Origin of the sequence: Nocardia brasiliensis ATCC 700358, from assembly GCF_000250675.2 — a bacterium.
Classification (GTDB): domain Bacteria; phylum Actinomycetota; class Actinomycetes; order Mycobacteriales; family Mycobacteriaceae; genus Nocardia; species Nocardia brasiliensis_B.
In genome coordinates, this window is record NC_018681.1 from 4,144,371 (window position 1) to 4,160,003 (window position 15,633).

The following is a 15,633-nucleotide window of genomic DNA, read 5'->3' on the forward strand; positions in this document are numbered from 1 at the left end:
GGGTCAGGGCCGCCAGAGCCGACGTTGGGCGGCGAAGGCGTCGGCGCGGACCTGGCTGTGCTCCGACCAGATCATGACTTGTCGCTGCTCGACGGTGTAGCGCGGCCAATCCCGGCCTGGGTCGGTCTCTTTCACGAAGGCGACCCAGGAGGCGTGGATGGCGTCGGCCAGGGCTTGCGGCGGTGCGGCGCCCTCGGCTTCGGTGACGCCCGGCGCGTGCAGCAGATCGAAGGCGAAGGGTAGGTCCAGGCAGTGCGCCGCCAGGCCCTGATAGCTCGGAGAGGTTGCGGTCCACTGGAATTCGTAGAGCCAGGTGGGCAGGTTCCGGGTGGCGCGCGCCTCGGCGAGCCGGTAGGAGGGGCCACGAATGATCGTGTCGCTGATGGCCTGTCCGGCGAGTTCGATGGGGTTCGCGCCAGGGTAGGCGGCGCGCAGCGCGTCCGGATCGACGCCGCGGCCCGCTTGGGCGAGCGGGCTCGCGGCGGCTGCGTCCGGCTGCTGAGCGGCCATGGTCGCCGCCATGTTGAATTCGTGTCTGGTGAAGCCGAGCAGGAGCGGAACATCGCCGCCCGCCCCGTTTTTCAACAACTCGGGGGTGGCTTCGGGGATCAGCGCACCGTCGGCGAACGGTGCGAGTCCGAGCATCGGCACAGCTTCGCCGCCGGGGCCGGGCGCTTGCAGTGCGTCCTGCATATCGAGCAGCGTGTTCTCGGGCACCGCGCGCAGGGCCGCCGCGGTCGCCGGCACACCGGTGCGCCGGGTGAACAGCTCGGCCACCGCATGCCCTGCGGCGAGGTCGTTCGGTTGCGTGACCGCCCCGGACGCACAGATGCCGGCCCGGAACAGCCCGCGCGCGGCGGGCGTGGCCAGCAGCGCCCAGACCGCGCCGCCCCCTGCGGACTGGCCCGCGACGGTGACCTTGCCGGGATCGCCACCGAAGGCGGCGATATTGTCGCGGACCCAGCGCAGGGCGGCAATCCAGTCGAGTACCGCCCGATTGTCCGGGGCGCCGTCCAGGCGCAGGAACCCGTCGATCCCGAGCCGGTAACCGACCGAAACCACGATCACGCCATCACGATTGAACGAGGCCCCGTCATACCAGGGGCTGGCCGGACTGCCCGCGACGAAGCCGCCGCCGTGGATCCACACCAGCACCGGCAGCCCGCGGGCGGTCGGATCGGGGGTGAAGACGTTCACGCTGAGGATGGCGTCGCCGGGGATGCTCGGCTCGGGAATGGTCGTCACCGCGGCCAAGGATCTGCGCTGTGCGGTGGGTCCGTAAGCGGTGCATTCGAGCGTTTCGGTCCAGGGCGTGGGTGGGACGGGCGCGGCGAACCGCAACTCGCCGACCGGCGGTTGTGCGAACGGCACGCCGAGGAAGGCCAGGCCGGTGTCCCGGCGCATGCCCCGGACGGGGCCGTAGGTCGTCCGGACGACGTCCGAAGGCGAGCGCTCGGTGGCGCAGGCCGCCGCCACCGCGAGCGCGCCCGCGCCCAGCAGGACGGCGCGGCGCCGGATGCGCGCAGTGGACATGGCAGACCTCGATTCGGTTCGTGGGACCTCGGTATGTTCGCGAGTCGAGGGTGAATCAGTCAAGGGTTGAAAAAATTCGTGACCTGCATAGTCTCGGAGAGGTGGCGAGTAGTGGGGCACACGATTCGGTGGCGGTGCGGCGACGCAACCTGGGTGCGGTGCTGCGGTATATCGCCGAGCACGGCCCGTGCGCGCGCACGGAGATCGCGGTGGCGACCGGCCTGTCGCACGCCTCGGTCACCACCATGGTGGCCGATCTCGCGGTGCGCGGACTGGTGCGTGAAGACGGGGTACGAAGTCTCGGCGGACGTGGGCGGCCGCGGCGTCTGCTCCGGCTGGTGGCGCGGCGTGCGATGACGGTCGCCGTGCAGGTCAGTGCCGAGCACGTGCGCGTTGCTCTCGCCGATCTCGCGGGAACCCTTGTGTGGCAGGACATGTCACCGCACGACGGCACCGCCGGTGTCCCGGCGTCGCTGGCCGATCGGATCGCGGACGCGGTACGACGGGCCCGAACCGCGGCGCCCGGCGCGGAACTGGTGCGCGTCGCGGTGGCGATGGCCGGGCCGGTCGCTGCCGACGCCGCCCAAACCGTGCTCGTCGCACCGGATTTCGGCTGGTTGCGTCCGGTTCGCCTGCGTGCGCTGATCGATCGGCGGCTCCCGGATCTGTCCTGCCCGATCGACGTGATCAATGACGCGAACGCCGCCGCGCTCGCCGAATACCACGCGCATCCCGGACGGCCGCGGGCCATGGTCTACCTCGCGGCGGGCACTGGAATCGGCGGGGGCGTGGTGCTGGATGGTGTCATTCACACCGGCAGTCATGGGGTGGCGGGCGAACCGGGACATATGCCGGTGGCCTTCGAGGGGCCGCTGTGTGTTTGTGGCGCCCGTGGCTGTCTGGTGTGTTATGCCGGTCCCGAGGCGGTGCTCGGCGCGGCGGGTCTCGGTGATCTGTTGCGGCGCACCGGGCTGGCACCCGCCGCGGCGGAACTCGTCGCGGCGCTGGAGCGGGGTGACGAGCGCGCCCTCGTGGCGATCGCGAGCGCCGGGCGCGCGTTGGGGGCGGCGATCCTGTCCATCACCGCGCTGCTCGACATCGACGAGGTGGTCCTGGGCGGCACACTCGCGCAATGGTTTCCGTGGCTCGATCCGATCATCGGACAGCAGTTCGCCGGCCGCAGCGCCCTCGTGCCCACGCTCGCACCGGAAGTCACTCCCGCGCACCTCGGCTCCGACGCCGCCCTACTCGGCGTAGTCGAATTCGCCCGCCGCGCAGCACTGTCCGACCCTGCCACCGTCCCGCGCCTGCCCCGCCCGCCCGTCGCGCACCGGGCTGAGACGGGTCACCCGACCTGATGAACCTTGACAGAAGTCCGGTCTGGTCGACAGAGGTGTGCGGCTGCCTACGACAGATTGAAGTGGCGCGGTGGAGCCCGAAGGAGCGCTGAGCCGAACGGAGGTCTGTCGGGAGCCGGTGCCGTGGCACGGGGCCGGGGCGGTGCAGTGCGGTGGGGTCCATAAGCTGCAGGGATGGCTGATTCTGCGGCGGATGGTGCGAGCGTCACGAGGATGGCGGGGTTGGGGGCCTTGGTCGCGGTCGCGCTGGCACCTGTGGCGGCCGCGCTGGTCGCGATCGTGTACCGGTTTCCGGTGCCGCTGTCGGGTTACGCCCGCGGATTCGGTGGGGCGGGGGATGCGGCGCTGGGCAGCTTGTTCTATCTGATCCTCGGTGGCGCGCCGGTGCTCGCGATCCTCGGGGTGGTGGGCGGTGTCGTCGCGGTTCGGGTGGCCGGTGCGGACCGCCGCCGTGCCCGAATCCTCACGCTCGGCGCGGCGGCGGGATCGGCAGTGCTGGCGGCCGTCGCGTTGGCGGTGCTCGAATTCTTCATCGGCGCTTGGTAGCTCGACGATTCGCCGGCCGTGGCGCACCAGTGCCGGGCGGGTTGTGCCGAGCGAGTCCGGCATTCATGCGGTTGGTCGCGCTCGCAATCCGCCGTCGGCCCGAGTAGCGCCGGGCCCGCCTGCGCGATGTACCTCGTGCCGCGTTTGGTAGACATCCCCCTGGAATGTCGACGGGCTAGGGAGGGCGTGACGCGTGGACAGCGGTGAGAAAACCGACCCGGCCGAGCCGTCGCGCGCGGTGACCGGGTGGACAGTGGCACTGATCTGTGTGGCGATCGTGGCGAGCGGCGTCATCGTCGGCGGGCTGCTCCACGAGCGGGAACCGGAGCTGACGACCGCGCCGGCGCCCGCGTCCAGCACGGAAGAGCCGTCGCGCGAACGGTCCTATGTCACCCCGTCGGTGGTGTTTCCGGCGGCGATTCCGGGCTGCGCCACCGTCGAGCCGCCGCGCGAGGGCACATCGATGGCCTTCGTGGAGTCGGCCGAGTCCGGCTACGACAACCCGGCGTATCCGTGGTTCTCCGGCCCCAAGGCGGTCGCGATGTCGCAGGCGGCGCAGGATGCGCTGCCCGGCGGGGTCGAGCTGGCCTTCGCCGCCGTCGCGCATTCGCTGCGCTTCCGTCCCATCACGGATCCCGAAGACTCCGGCGGGCCGTCCGGCTTCGGCGGCTGGACCAGCGCGGACGCCATCCTGCGCCGGGGCAGTGCGACGGGAGGTCTCAACCTCTCGGTGCGGCGCTCCACCGCGGCGGTCCCGCCTTGTGTGGCAGGCGATCTCGACGAACGCAAGCACCTGGCGGACGGTGTCGTCGACGTCGACGACACCTGGTACGAAGTGGACGGCGTCCGCACCCTGTCGCGCACCGCGCATGCCTATCTGGCCGACGGTACCGCCGCCACGGCCACCACCACCGACACCGATGGCGTCAACCATTCCGGCACAGTGCCGTTGAGCCTCGACGAGCTGGTCGCCGTGGTGACGGCACCGGGCTTGCGCGTCGGCGCACCGGTGCCACCCCGCACGCCGGACGTGCCCGAATCCTGCAATGGCGAGACCGACGGCGGCGGCACGATCGATCAGGCCACGGCTCGCAGGCTGGACGCCGTGCTGGCCCAGATCCCGCTCGACGGGCTCACCCTGGACCGGCCACTGGGGCAGTTGCGCCCTGCGGACTTCGGCGGCAACGGGGTGTGCCAGGCGGTCCGGATCACGACGCCGGGGCACCAGTCGCGGCTGGAGGTCGCCGTCCTCACGGGGCAGCGTCCGCCGGACCCTTCGGCCTCCGCATCGGACGGCGAGCGCGTGACCTCGCGCCGGCTGCCGGACGGAACCATCGTCGAGACGAGTGAATCGCGTTTCACGACAATGTCGACGCAGCCTGGGGCGCAACCTGTTCCGCAGCTCATGCGCTCGGTCACGGTCATCCGCATGTCGGGCGCCCGGGTTCGCGTCGGCACTACCGCAGACGAGCCCACCCCTGCCCTGCCGTTCGAGAAGCTCGAGGCGATCGCTCTGACACCAGGCCTAGAGGTCCGATGATGCGCTCCGTTCCCGGATTGCGCGGGCTGATCCTCGCCGCGGTGGCGGCCGTACTCACCACGGCGGGTGCGGTTTACGTGCTGACCCAGCCCGAGGACGGTGTCCGCAAGATCACCGGCACCGCGGCCGCGGCGCCCGGTCTGGCCTGGTCCGTCGCCGCCGCCACCCTCGGCGACGGCGGGCTGGAGTTCCGTAACCCTGTCGCGGGCACCGAATTCGATGTCGGCGGCCCGGGATTCATCGACGCGGGCGACACCCTGATCGTGGTGACCGGCGTCGCGAACGGCGATATGGCGCTGCGGGATCCGATGCTGGCCGGCATCGACGCGAGGTCCGGCGCGGTGCGCTGGCGCGAGCCCGCCCCGGGCCTGCGGGGTTGCTCAGCGGCCCCGGTCGACGGCCGAATTGTGTGCTACACCAACGCTTCCGCGACCTCCGAGCTGGTCGGCTACGACATCGGCAGCGGAAAGATCACTCGCACGTCGACGCCCTGGCTGGTCTTCGCGCTGGCGACCACCGGTGATCGCGTGTATGTCGCCGAGGGCGATGTCGAATCCGACGACGTGCGGGTGCACGCCGGAACGTTCGCGGACCCGCAGGCGTACTGGTCCCGCGACTTCGCCATGGGAACGGCCTGGGAGGACCTGCCGGGCGACGCCCTGACGGTGACCGACGGCCAGGGCGTGTTCGCCCTCGGTGCCGGGCTCGCGGGATTCGATCTCGACACCGGCGCGCCCACGTGGACGGCGGAACTGAACGGATGCTCTCGCGCATCGAGCATGCGCGGCGCAGTGGTTCTGCGGGTGCACACCGACTGCGCGGGGTATCGGGTCACCGGCTCCGACCTCCTCGACCGCACCGGCCGGGTGATCGCGACGACCGATCACGGGGCCACCCAGTCTCTTTCGATCGATAGCCCGGCCGACGACAGCGTTCCGGTGCTGCTCGCCGACAGTGCCCGCGATCGCCGCACCGGTGCGGTCGCCTGGACCGGCCCGGATCTCGTCACCGCACCGCGAGCGACCGAGTCCGGCGACTCCACCACGGGTACCGCGATCGCCGTCGTGGGCGAGGCCGCGTTGCTCCGAGATGATCAGGCGCACACCATGACCGGACTGGATATGCGCACGGGCCGCCGATTGTGGCAGGTCCGTGCCGAGCGCTACGGCACGGCTGCCGCCTGGGACGGAAAGGTCGTCGTGCTGTCCGATGCCACCGGCCTGTGGGCGATCGACCCGACAACCGGCGCGACGGTCTGGGATATCCCGTTCACCGCGGTGGACGCCACGCCCGCGGCGCTGAGCGACGGTGGGCAATTGCGCGCCCGCACGGCGGGCCACTTCCTGTACGCCTCTGCCCGCACCCTGATCGCGTTGCGGCCACTCTGACGAGCGAACGCTCAGCGCGCCGGGAACCGGACGACGCGGTCGTCCCCGGTGCGGACGGTGCCGCGCCCGTCGGTGTTGGATGTGCTGACCCAGAGCGAGCCATCCGGCGCCACCTGCGCGGTGCGCAGCCGGCCGAAACGGTCCCGCAGTTGCGGGACGGGCTGGCCGAGCGTGCCGTCGGTGCGCAGCGGGATGGTCCACAGCCGCTGTCCGCGTAAAGCCGCGACGTACAACGTGTTCGCGGTGATCGCGAGCCCGGACGGCGACGCTTCCTGGGTGGTCCAGGTGACCAGGGGATTGGTGTACTTGCCGCCCTGGGTGTCGCCCTTGCCCTCGACGACCGGCCACCCGTAGTTGCGTCCCGCCTCGATCCGATTGACCTCGTCGTAGGTGTCCTGGCCGAATTCGGTCGAATAGAGCCGTCCGGTCGGATCCCAGGCCAAGCCCTGCACGTTCCGGTGGCCGAGGGTGTAGACCGGCGAGTTCGGCGTCGGATTGCCCGGTGCGGGCCGTCCTTCGGGCGTCAGCCGGAGAATCTTGCCGTTCGGGCTGGCCGGATCCTGCGACCGCGGTTTCTGTCCCGCGTCGCCGGTGCCCGCGTAGAGCATGCCGTCGGGCCCGAACGCGATCCGGCCGCCGTTGTGCGTGCTCGCCTTGGCGATTCCGGTGAAGACCGCTTCGGGCTGGCCGTTCAGCCGGAAGCGGACGATCCGGTTGTCCGCGCTGGCGGTGAAATAGGCGTATACGTACCCGTTTTCGGCGTACTGCGGCGACACCGCGAGGCCGAGCAGCCCGCCTTCACCGCGCGCCACCACACCCGGAACGCGATACGCCTGAACCGGTTTCGTGCCGGACGAGATGCGCAGGATCACACCGGTATTGCGCTGCGCGACCAAGGCCGATCCGTCCGGCAGAAACGCCAGACCCCACGGGATGGCGATATCGCGCGCTACCTCCTGCGGGGCGCTGAGGTCGGGCACGCCCGCGGAGCGCTCCGCCAGCGAACCGGGCGTGGCCACGAAAGCCGTTGCCACCAAGAAGATCACCGCGGCACCCGCGTAACGTGCCGCACGTCGAAGTGCCGAAGTCATGACTAAGTAGAACCACATCCGGACGTCCGGCTCGACTGGCGACGGAAGTGGGGAGAGCGGCGCGGTGTCAGGACCGTGGCGGCTGCTCGGGCAGGGGCGCCGACCAGCGTAGGACGGTACCGTGCGGGTCGTTGCGGCTGATCTCGAAGGTGCCGCCGGCTTGTTCGGCGCGGGCGGCGAGGTTCGCCAGCCCGCTTCGCCGCGGCGACTCGCCGGGTATGCCGGTGCCGTCGTCGGTGATCGCGATGGTGACGTCGTCACCGACCGCGAGCCGGACCGACACCGTGGTCGCCGCCGCATGCCGGACGACGTTGCTGAGACCTTCGCGCAGTACCGCTTCCACGTCCTCGGACAGCGGCGGCGCCAGGACCGAGACCGGTCCGGCCAGCCGGACCGTGGTGCGCAGGCCCGTGTCCGCGGTCATTTCGGCGATCACCGCGTGCAGGCGCTTGCGCAGCGTCGGGGCGTCCGCGGCGGTGCTGCTGTGCAGGTCGAAGATCGAATGCCGGATCTCCTGCACGATGGACTGGATGTCCTGAATGGTTTCGGTGAGTTTGGCGGCGACCTCGGGCGTGCCCGCGCGTTTCGCCGTGCCCTGCAGCGAGAGCCCGACCGCGAACAGGCGCTGGATCACGTGATCGTGCAGATCGCGGGCGATGCGGTCGCGATCGGAGAGCACGTCGAGTTCACGCATCCGCCGCTGCGTCGCCGCCAATTGCAAAGCGAGCGCGGCCTGGTCGGAGAAGGACGTGATCATCGCCTGCGCCGCTGCGCCGAGCGGTCGCGCGCCGGGTGGGCGCAGGGTGACCAGCACGCCGATCACCGTGTGCTCGGCCCGCAACGGAAGCACCAGTGCGGGACCGTATTCGGCGGACCCGTCGAACTCGGGCTGGAACATCAGTTGTTCGCCACCCACCACCCGGCCGGTGCGGAAGGCCGCGCCGGAATGTGATCCGGTGATCGGAATACGTTGTCCGGGCAGCTTTTCCGAGCCCGTACCGGCGGCCGCGACGACCAGCAGCTCGGTGACCTCGTCGCGTGGGACGGCCGGGTCCTCGGGCAGCGCGAGGAACACCACCGCGCAGCGGGTGAGGCGCAGCGCTCGATCGGCGACCAACTCGAGTACGTCGCCCGGCTCGGTGCCGGCCAGCAGCTCGGTCGCCACATCCTGGGTGGCCTCGAGCCATTGCTGGCGGATCCGGGACTGCTCATAGAGCCGGGCGTTGGCGATCGCGGTGCCCGCCGCGGCGGCGAGCGCCTGCACGACGACCTCATCGTCCTCGGTGAATTCCTGGCCACCGGCCTTTTCGGTGAGGTAGAGATTGCCGAACACCTCGTCGCGCACCATCACCGGAACGCCGAGGAAGGTGTGCATCGGCGGATGATTCGCCGGGAACCCGACCGACGCCGGGTGGGTCGAAAGATCGCGCAGCCGTATGGGTTTCGGGTCCTCGATGAGCACGCCGAGCACACCGTGTCCGCGCGGTAGATCGCCGATCGACACCCGGGTCCGGTCGTCGATGCCCTCATAGACGAACTCGGCGAGCGGCAGGTCGTCCTTCTCGGTTTCGCGGACGCCGAGCGCGCCGTAACCGGCGTCGACCAGTTCGATGGCGGTGTGCACGATGGTGCGCAGTGTGTTGTCGAGGTCCAGGCCCGCGGTCACCACCAGCATCGCCTCGATCAGCCGATCCATCTGGTCGCGCACGCCGACGATCTCGGCGATGCGCTCCTGGACCTCCGCGAGCAACTCGCGCAGGCGCAGTTGCGAAAGGGTCTCGAGCACCGGGCTCTGACCCGGATCGCCGGGCTCGCTGCCTGCCATGCCGGTCATTTTCGCACGTGCGAGCGCGCGGGCCCGCCGCACCGGCCAACCGCTCCCGGGCCGGTCGGCGGTTTGCGGGTCATTCGCCCTTCGGCGGTGCATTGAGTTTGGAGGCCAGCACCGCGGCCTGCGTGCGCCGCTCGACCCCGAGCTTGGCGAGCAGCCTGGAGACGTAGTTTTTCACCGTTTTCTCGGCCAGGAACATGCGCCCCGCGATCTGCCGGTTGGTCAATCCTTCGCCGAGCAGTTCGAGCAAGGTGCGTTCCTGTTCGGTGAGGCCGGCCAGTGGGCCGGTTCTGGCCGCGGCCTCTTCCCGGAGTTTCGCCATGAGCGCGGCGGCGGCGCGATTGTCGAGCAGCGAGTGCCCGGAGCCGACCTCGCGAATGGCGTCGACGAGTTCGAGGGCGCCGATGTCTTTGACCACGTATCCGCTGGCGCCGGCCAGGATCGCGTCGAGCATCGCCTGCTCGTCGGTGAACGAGGTCAGGATGAGGCAGTGCAGGCCGGGATGCTGGTCGAGTAGTTCGCGGCACAGTTCGATGCCGTTGCCGTCCGGTAGCCGCACGTCGAGGACCGCGACGTCCGGACGCAGGGCCGGGATGCGCGCCATCGCCTGGGACACGGTGCCGGCCTCGCCGATCACCTCGAGGTCGGGTTCGGCGTCGATCAGGTCGGCGACCCCGCGTCGCACGATCGCGTGATCGTCCACCAAGAACACTGTGACCATTGCGTTGCACCTTCCTGGGCCGTTACCTCAGCCTACGAAGATTTATCCGCCGCAGGCTCGGCGTCGGGCCTCGAATCGGTGACCGAAGTCCCTTGACAAACGCGATCGCTGCTCACCCTACGTGCGCGCAGCGCACCTCCCCGGGAGGCGGTGCCAGGTCGATCAGATAGCGGAGCACGGGCTCGTCCACGCAGGCCACGCCGTACCCGAACGCGCTGTGCTGCACGCTGTCGTAGGTGATCAGCGGGGCGTGCAGGGCGCGGGCGAGCGCTACCCCGCCCGGATACGGTGTCGCGGGATCTCCGGTGGCGGCCACGACGAGCACCGGGGGCAACCCGGTCACGTCCGGGACGTGTGGTTGCGACGCGGGTGGCAACGGCCAGAACGCGCACAGGTCCAGCGGCGCTTGCCCGCTCGCCCGCCCGTCGTCGAATATGGGTGCGGCGGCGCGCATTCGGCGATCGAGATCGGCCGCCGCGGCGCGATCGGTGACTCGGACCTCCTCCAGGCACAACACGGCGTTGTGGAGATCGCGTGCCACCGTGTCCGGACGAGCGAAGAAATCCGCGACCGCGAGCAGGGTGTCGCCGCGACCCTGCGTGAGTTCGGTGAGTCCCTGGGTGAGCCGCGGCCATGCTTCCGGCGAGTAGAGCGAATTGACGATCCCCGCGAAGGCATCGGTATAACCGAGCCCGCGCTGGTCTGAGGTGGCCGCTGGTCGCTCGATCAGGGGGTCCAGCAACGCGCGCAACGAGATTCGCACTCGTGCCGGATCGGGGTCGGCACCGATCGGGCAGGCCGGCGACGTGACGCACGCGGCCGCGAAAGCCTCGAACGCGTGCTGGAATCCGGCCGAGAAGGTGACCGGGTCGATCATGTTCGTCGCCGGGTCGACGCCGCCGTCCAAGACCATGGCACGGATGCGGTCCGGGAACAGCTCGGCCATGGTCGAGCCGAGCCGCGTGCCGTACGACCCGCCGAAATAGGTCAGCTTCGGATCGCCGAGTACTGCCCGGATGACATCGAAATCCCTTGCCACATCGGCGGTTCCGACGTGTGCGAGCACGTCGAGGCCGGTTCGTTCGACGCATTTCGCGACGTAGTCCCGGTGTTCCTGCTCGGTCTGCGCGATACCGGCCGGGGAGACGTCGAGGTCGAGGTCGCTGCGCTGGGCCTGGAACTCTTCCGCGGTCAGGCATTTCACCTGCGGTATGGACGCGCCCAGTCCGCGCACATCGACGCCGATCAGGTCGAAGCGCTGGGCCAGCGGCGTTTTCGCGAACGCTTCCGGATACGTCAGGCCGGGGGCGCCCGGCCCGCCCGGATTGGTGAGCAGTGAACCGATCCGGTCGCCGGCGGCGGGGCGACGGGAGATGGCGATTCGCGCCGTGGCACCGGCGGGTTCGGCATAGTCGAGCGGCACTTCGATATGGGTGCACTGGTATCCCGCATCGGCGATCGCGTCGGTGCCCGGGAATTCGGCGCACGAAACCCACTGCGGCGACTGCCGGTAGAACTTGTCCAGCGCGTCGGGTGTCCGCTCGGAGCTGCCACACGCCGTACTGAACAGCAGCGCCGCGGCCGCCGAGATCATCCCGATCCTGCGTGCCCGGATACGCATGGCCTACCCCCATCGCCGATCCCACCAGGATTCATTCTGCCGCAACACGACAGAACAGACCACCTGGCAGGCGCCGGATTGGTCCTGCCGTTATCCCTGACGAAACGACAGGATCTCGGGGACCGGGCGGCGGCGCGACAGGACAGGCACCTCGCCGTCGGGTGCGACGCCGATCCGGAGCACGACCTGCGGGGTGCCGGGGTGGGGTAGCAGGTTCGCGATCGTCCTTCGGGCGGTGGTCATTTCGGTGATGTGGGTGAGCGTGCACGTGGCCAGTCCCGCCGCGGTGCCTTCCAACAGCACCGCCGAGAGCGCCTCGCCGGTGTGCAACCACTCGCGGACCGAGTCGGCGGCGGAGCTGAGCACCACCAGCCGCGCGCGGTCCTCGATCGCCGCGCGGCGCTCGGACTGCGCCGCGGCGGGGAACGTGCGCCCGACGGGCACGCGGGCGGACTCCTCGCGGGAGATCACGGCGCTGCGCGGCACCCCGTCGGCCAGATCGGAATGCCCGGTCCACCAATGTAATTCGGCTTGGTACTCCATGTCGTACCGATGCAGTGCGGTCGTACGCTGCGCCGCGAGCGCGAGGCGCGGGTTCGCCGCCGGGCCGAGCACGTCGAGTTCGATGTGATGGGGATTGGTGAGCAACCGTGCGGCGTGCAGGAATTCGGGCCAGTCCCGCGGCGGCAGCATCGGCAGCCGATCGGTCCGCCGTAGCTCGATGACTCTGGCCCTGGCATGCACGCCGGCGGGGGGATCGGGCCACGGGCGGAACGAGACCGTCGCCAGGCGATCGGGCCGGGCCGGATCAGGCAGCCGGACGACGTCGGTGTGCCAGCCACGCACGGCGAGCGCGGTGCGCAGATGATGCAGCATCGCCCCGCAGCTGATCACCAGCTGCCTGCCGCGCGGGTCGGTCGCGCCGAGGAGCCGGTCGTCGTCTCGATGCAGATGCAGATAGGTGCCGTCGAACACCCACTGCCACGGCTGCGTGTTGTGCACCGAGGGCGCCCGCCCCGCCAGTCGCACGGCCGCCGTGAGCGTCGGCCGATCCGGCGCGAGTGTCCGGGGGAGTGCGTCGCTTGCGGTCATGTCCCGAGTGTCCGGTGCGCGAGCCGACCGCCGATACGGGACTCGGACCCGACTCGGAAGGCCGAAAGTCACTCGCGGGCAGCACGAAAAACAGGCCGCCCCCGAAGGAGCGGCCTGTTTTTCGATCGAGGATCAGGCGAGGTCGAACCGGTCGCTGTTGACGACCTTGACCCACGCGGCGACGAAGTCGTCGACGAACCGCTGGCCCGCGTCCTGCTGGGCGTAGACCTCGGCGATCGCGCGCAACTGCGAATGCGAGCCGAAGATCAGGTCGTTGGCGGTCGCGGTCCAGGTGGGCTGACCCGCGCGGACACCCTGGTAGACGTTCTCCGCCGACTCCGAGGCCTTCCACTCGACGCTCTGATCGAGGAGGTTGACGAAGAAGTCGTTGGTCAGCGTGCCCGGCCGCTGGGTGAAGACGCCGTGTTCGCTGCCGCCATAGTTGGCGCCCAGCGCGCGCAGGCCACCGACGAGCACCGTCAGCTCCGGCGCCGTGACATCGAGCAGGTATGCCCGCTCGAGCAGCAGCCGCTCCAGCGGGGCCTTCTCGCCGGCCCGCACGTAGTTGCGGAAACCGTCGGCCCGCGGTTCGAGCACCGCGAACGACTCGACATCGGTGTTCTCCTGCGTCGCGTCGGTGCGCCCGGGGGCGAACGGCACCGTCACGGCGTGCCCCGCGTCCTTGGCCGCCTTCTCGATCGCCGCGGAGCCGGCGAGGATGATCAGGTCGGCCAGCGAGACCTGCTTGCCGCCGGCGGCCGAGCCGTTGAAGTCCTGCTGGATCTGCTCCAGCACCGGCAGCACCTTGGCCAGTTCGGCGGGTTCGTTGAGTTCCCAGCTCTTTTGGGGCTCGAGCCGGATGCGGGCGCCGTTCGCGCCGCCGCGCTTGTCGGTGCTGCGGAAGCTCGACGCGGACGCCCAGGCAGTCTTGACGAGCTGCGCCACCGACAGGCCCGACTCGAGCACCTTGCTCTTGAGCGCCTCGATGTCCTGCGCATCGATCAGCGCATGCTCGACGGCCGGCACCGGGTCCTGCCAGAGCTGCGGTTCGGGCACCCACGGGCCGAGGTAGCGGCTGATCGGACCCATATCGCGATGCAGCAGCTTGTACCAGGCCTTGGCGAATGCCACGGACAGCTCTTCGGGGTGCTCCAGCCAGCGGCTGGTGATCTCCCGATAGATCGGATCCTCGCGCAGGGCCAGGTCCGAGGTCAGCATGGTCGGGGTGCGGCCGGGACCGTCGAACGGATCGGGGATGGTGCCCTCGCCCGCGCCGTCCTTCGGCTTCCACTGCCACGCGCCGGCGGGGCTCTTGGTCAGCTCCCACTCGTAGCCGTACAGGTTCTGCAGGAACCCGTTGCCCCACTGGGTCGGCGTGGACGTCCAGACGACCTCCAGGCCGCTGGTGATGGCGTCCTTGCCCTTGCCGGTACCGTGGGCGCTCTTCCAGCCGAGGCCCTGCTGCTCGATCGGCGCCGCTTCGGGTTCGGCGCCCACCAGGTCGGGGTTGCCCGCGCCGTGCGTCTTGCCGAAGCTGTGGCCGCCGACGATGAGCGCGGCGGTCTCCTCGTCGTTCATCGCCATGCGGCCGAACGTCTCTCGGATATCGCGTGCGGAGGCGACCGGATCGGGCTGACCGTTCGGCCCTTCCGGGTTCACGTAGATCAGGCCCATCTGGACCGCGCCGAGCGGGCCCGAGAGCTCACGGTCACCGCTGTAGCGCTCATCGCCGAGCCAGGTGTCCTCCGGACCCCAGAAGACCTCTTCCGGTTCCCAGATGTCGGGGCGGCCGAAGCCGAAACCGAAGGTCTGGAAGCCCATCGAATCGAGTGCCACGTTGCCGGCGAACACCAGCAGGTCGGCCCAGGAGATCTTGTTGCCGTACTTTTGCTTGACCGGCCACAGCAGGCGGCGCGCCTTGTCCAGGTTCGCGTTGTCGGGCCAGCTGTTCAGCGGGGCGAACCGCTGCGCGCCCTGCCCGCCGCCACCGCGGCCGTCGGCGATGCGGTAGGTGCCCGCGGCGTGCCAGCTCATCCGGATGAACAGGCCGCCGTAGTTGCCGTAGTCGGCGGGCCACCAGTCCTGCGAGTTGGTCAGGACTGCCGCGACGTCCGCCTTCAGCGCTTCGACATCGAGCTTCTCGAACTCTTCGGCATAGTTGAAGTTCTCGCCGAGCGGGTTCGATTTGGACGAATGCGCGTGCAGCACCGAGAGATCGATCTGCTCCGGCCACCAGTCCTTGTTGGTGCGGGGGCGGTGGTCGGTCTGCGGCGTCGGGGACGGGATCGCCGGGTTCTCGCTCTCGCTCGCGCTGCGAGTTTCGGTATCAGGAGTCGGTGGACGGCTGTCGGACGTCACGGTATTCCTTCCTTGATGAGTAGTGCGGGCTGTGGTCAGGGACGTGGTGGAGCGGCGGTCGCCGCCGCGCAGTCGGGGCAGCGGCCCCAGTAGATGACTTCGGCCTCGTCGATGGCGAAGCCGCTGTCGTCGGACGCGGACAGGCAGGGCGCTTCGCCGATCGCGCAGTCGACGTCGGCGATCCGGCCGCAGTGGCGGCACACGACGTGATGATGGTTGTCGCCGACCCGGGTCTCGTATCGCGCCACCGAACCGGACGGCTGGATGCAGCGCAGCAGGCCGGCGGCGGTGAGGGTGTGCAGCGAGTCGTACACCGCCTGGTGCGACACCGCGGACAGGCGTGAGCGCACGGCCCGGATGATGGAATCGGTGTCGGCGTGCGGGTGCTCGTGCACGGCGCTCAGTACCGCGACCCGGGGCGCGGTCACGCGCAGCGAAACTCCCCGCAGCATCTGCTGGAATTCCATGGCCGTCGGCACGAACGAGAGTCTTGTCCGTTTTCTGGAATGAGTCAACCATTTGCCGCCGGTCGAATCCGGGTGCGCGCCCGTTGT

At 70.0% G+C, this 15,633-nt stretch carries 12 protein-coding genes; 4 read left to right on the forward strand and 8 right to left on the reverse strand.

The window, feature by feature from the left end; genetic code table 11:
* Positions 1 to 3: 3 nt before the first annotated feature.
* Positions 4 to 1,533 carry a carboxylesterase/lipase family protein gene (locus tag O3I_RS18710; protein ID WP_014984523.1) on the reverse strand — a complete coding sequence of 510 codons (1,530 nt, stop codon included), beginning with the start codon at positions 1,531 to 1,533 and terminating at the stop codon, positions 4 to 6.
* A gap of 101 nt (positions 1,534 to 1,634) precedes the next feature.
* Between O3I_RS18710 and O3I_RS18715 the strand changes: the two genes are divergently transcribed.
* The 4 genes from O3I_RS18715 (at position 1,635) to O3I_RS18730 (ending at position 6,365) form a co-directional block, all read left to right on the forward strand.
* Positions 1,635 to 2,891 carry an ROK family transcriptional regulator gene (locus O3I_RS18715; RefSeq protein WP_051066668.1) on the forward strand — a complete coding sequence of 419 codons (1,257 nt, stop codon included), beginning with the start codon at positions 1,635 to 1,637 and terminating at the stop codon, positions 2,889 to 2,891.
* Positions 2,892 to 3,065: 174 nt separating this feature from the next.
* Complete coding sequence (locus O3I_RS18720) at positions 3,066 to 3,437, forward strand: hypothetical protein (protein ID WP_141691780.1); 372 nt, start codon at positions 3,066 to 3,068, stop codon at positions 3,435 to 3,437.
* A gap of 193 nt (positions 3,438 to 3,630) precedes the next feature.
* A complete protein-coding gene (locus O3I_RS18725; protein ID WP_014984526.1) occupies positions 3,631 to 4,977 on the forward strand; it encodes a hypothetical protein in 1,347 nt (448 codons plus the stop codon).
* On the forward strand, positions 4,974 to 6,365 hold the full coding sequence (locus O3I_RS18730) for a PQQ-binding-like beta-propeller repeat protein (RefSeq protein WP_041562703.1): 1,392 nt from the start codon (positions 4,974 to 4,976) through the stop codon (positions 6,363 to 6,365). The genes O3I_RS18725 and O3I_RS18730 overlap by 4 nt, the downstream gene beginning before the upstream one ends.
* A gap of 11 nt (positions 6,366 to 6,376) precedes the next feature.
* Here the strand turns inward: O3I_RS18730 and O3I_RS18735 are convergent, their stop codons facing one another.
* The 7 genes from O3I_RS18735 to O3I_RS18765 form a co-directional block, all read right to left on the reverse strand.
* Positions 6,377 to 7,456: a PQQ-dependent sugar dehydrogenase gene (locus O3I_RS18735; protein ID WP_014984528.1), complete on the reverse strand. Its 1,080-nt coding sequence runs from the start codon at positions 7,454 to 7,456 to the stop codon at positions 6,377 to 6,379.
* 67 nt (positions 7,457 to 7,523) lie between these two features.
* Positions 7,524 to 9,281 (reverse strand): GAF domain-containing protein, encoded by a 1,758-nt coding sequence (locus O3I_RS18740; protein ID WP_014984529.1) that lies wholly within the window; start codon positions 9,279 to 9,281, stop codon positions 7,524 to 7,526.
* A 79-nt stretch (positions 9,282 to 9,360) separates the two neighbouring features.
* A complete protein-coding gene (locus tag O3I_RS18745) occupies positions 9,361 to 10,008 on the reverse strand; it encodes a response regulator transcription factor (protein WP_014984530.1) in 648 nt (215 codons plus the stop codon).
* Positions 10,009 to 10,120: 112 nt separating this feature from the next.
* Complete coding sequence (locus tag O3I_RS18750) at positions 10,121 to 11,629, reverse strand: alpha/beta hydrolase (protein ID WP_041562705.1); 1,509 nt, start codon at positions 11,627 to 11,629, stop codon at positions 10,121 to 10,123.
* Positions 11,630 to 11,719: 90 nt separating this feature from the next.
* Complete coding sequence (locus tag O3I_RS18755; RefSeq protein ID WP_014984532.1) at positions 11,720 to 12,721, reverse strand: Acg family FMN-binding oxidoreductase; 1,002 nt, start codon at positions 12,719 to 12,721, stop codon at positions 11,720 to 11,722.
* A 132-nt stretch (positions 12,722 to 12,853) separates the two neighbouring features.
* Positions 12,854 to 15,079 (reverse strand): catalase/peroxidase HPI, encoded by a 2,226-nt coding sequence (gene katG / locus O3I_RS18760; RefSeq protein ID WP_014984533.1) that lies wholly within the window; start codon positions 15,077 to 15,079, stop codon positions 12,854 to 12,856.
* A 35-nt stretch (positions 15,080 to 15,114) separates the two neighbouring features.
* Positions 15,115 to 15,531 carry a Fur family transcriptional regulator gene (locus O3I_RS18765; protein WP_424769585.1) on the reverse strand — a complete coding sequence of 139 codons (417 nt, stop codon included), beginning with the start codon at positions 15,529 to 15,531 and terminating at the stop codon, positions 15,115 to 15,117.
* Between the last annotated feature and the right edge of the window lie 102 nt (positions 15,532 to 15,633).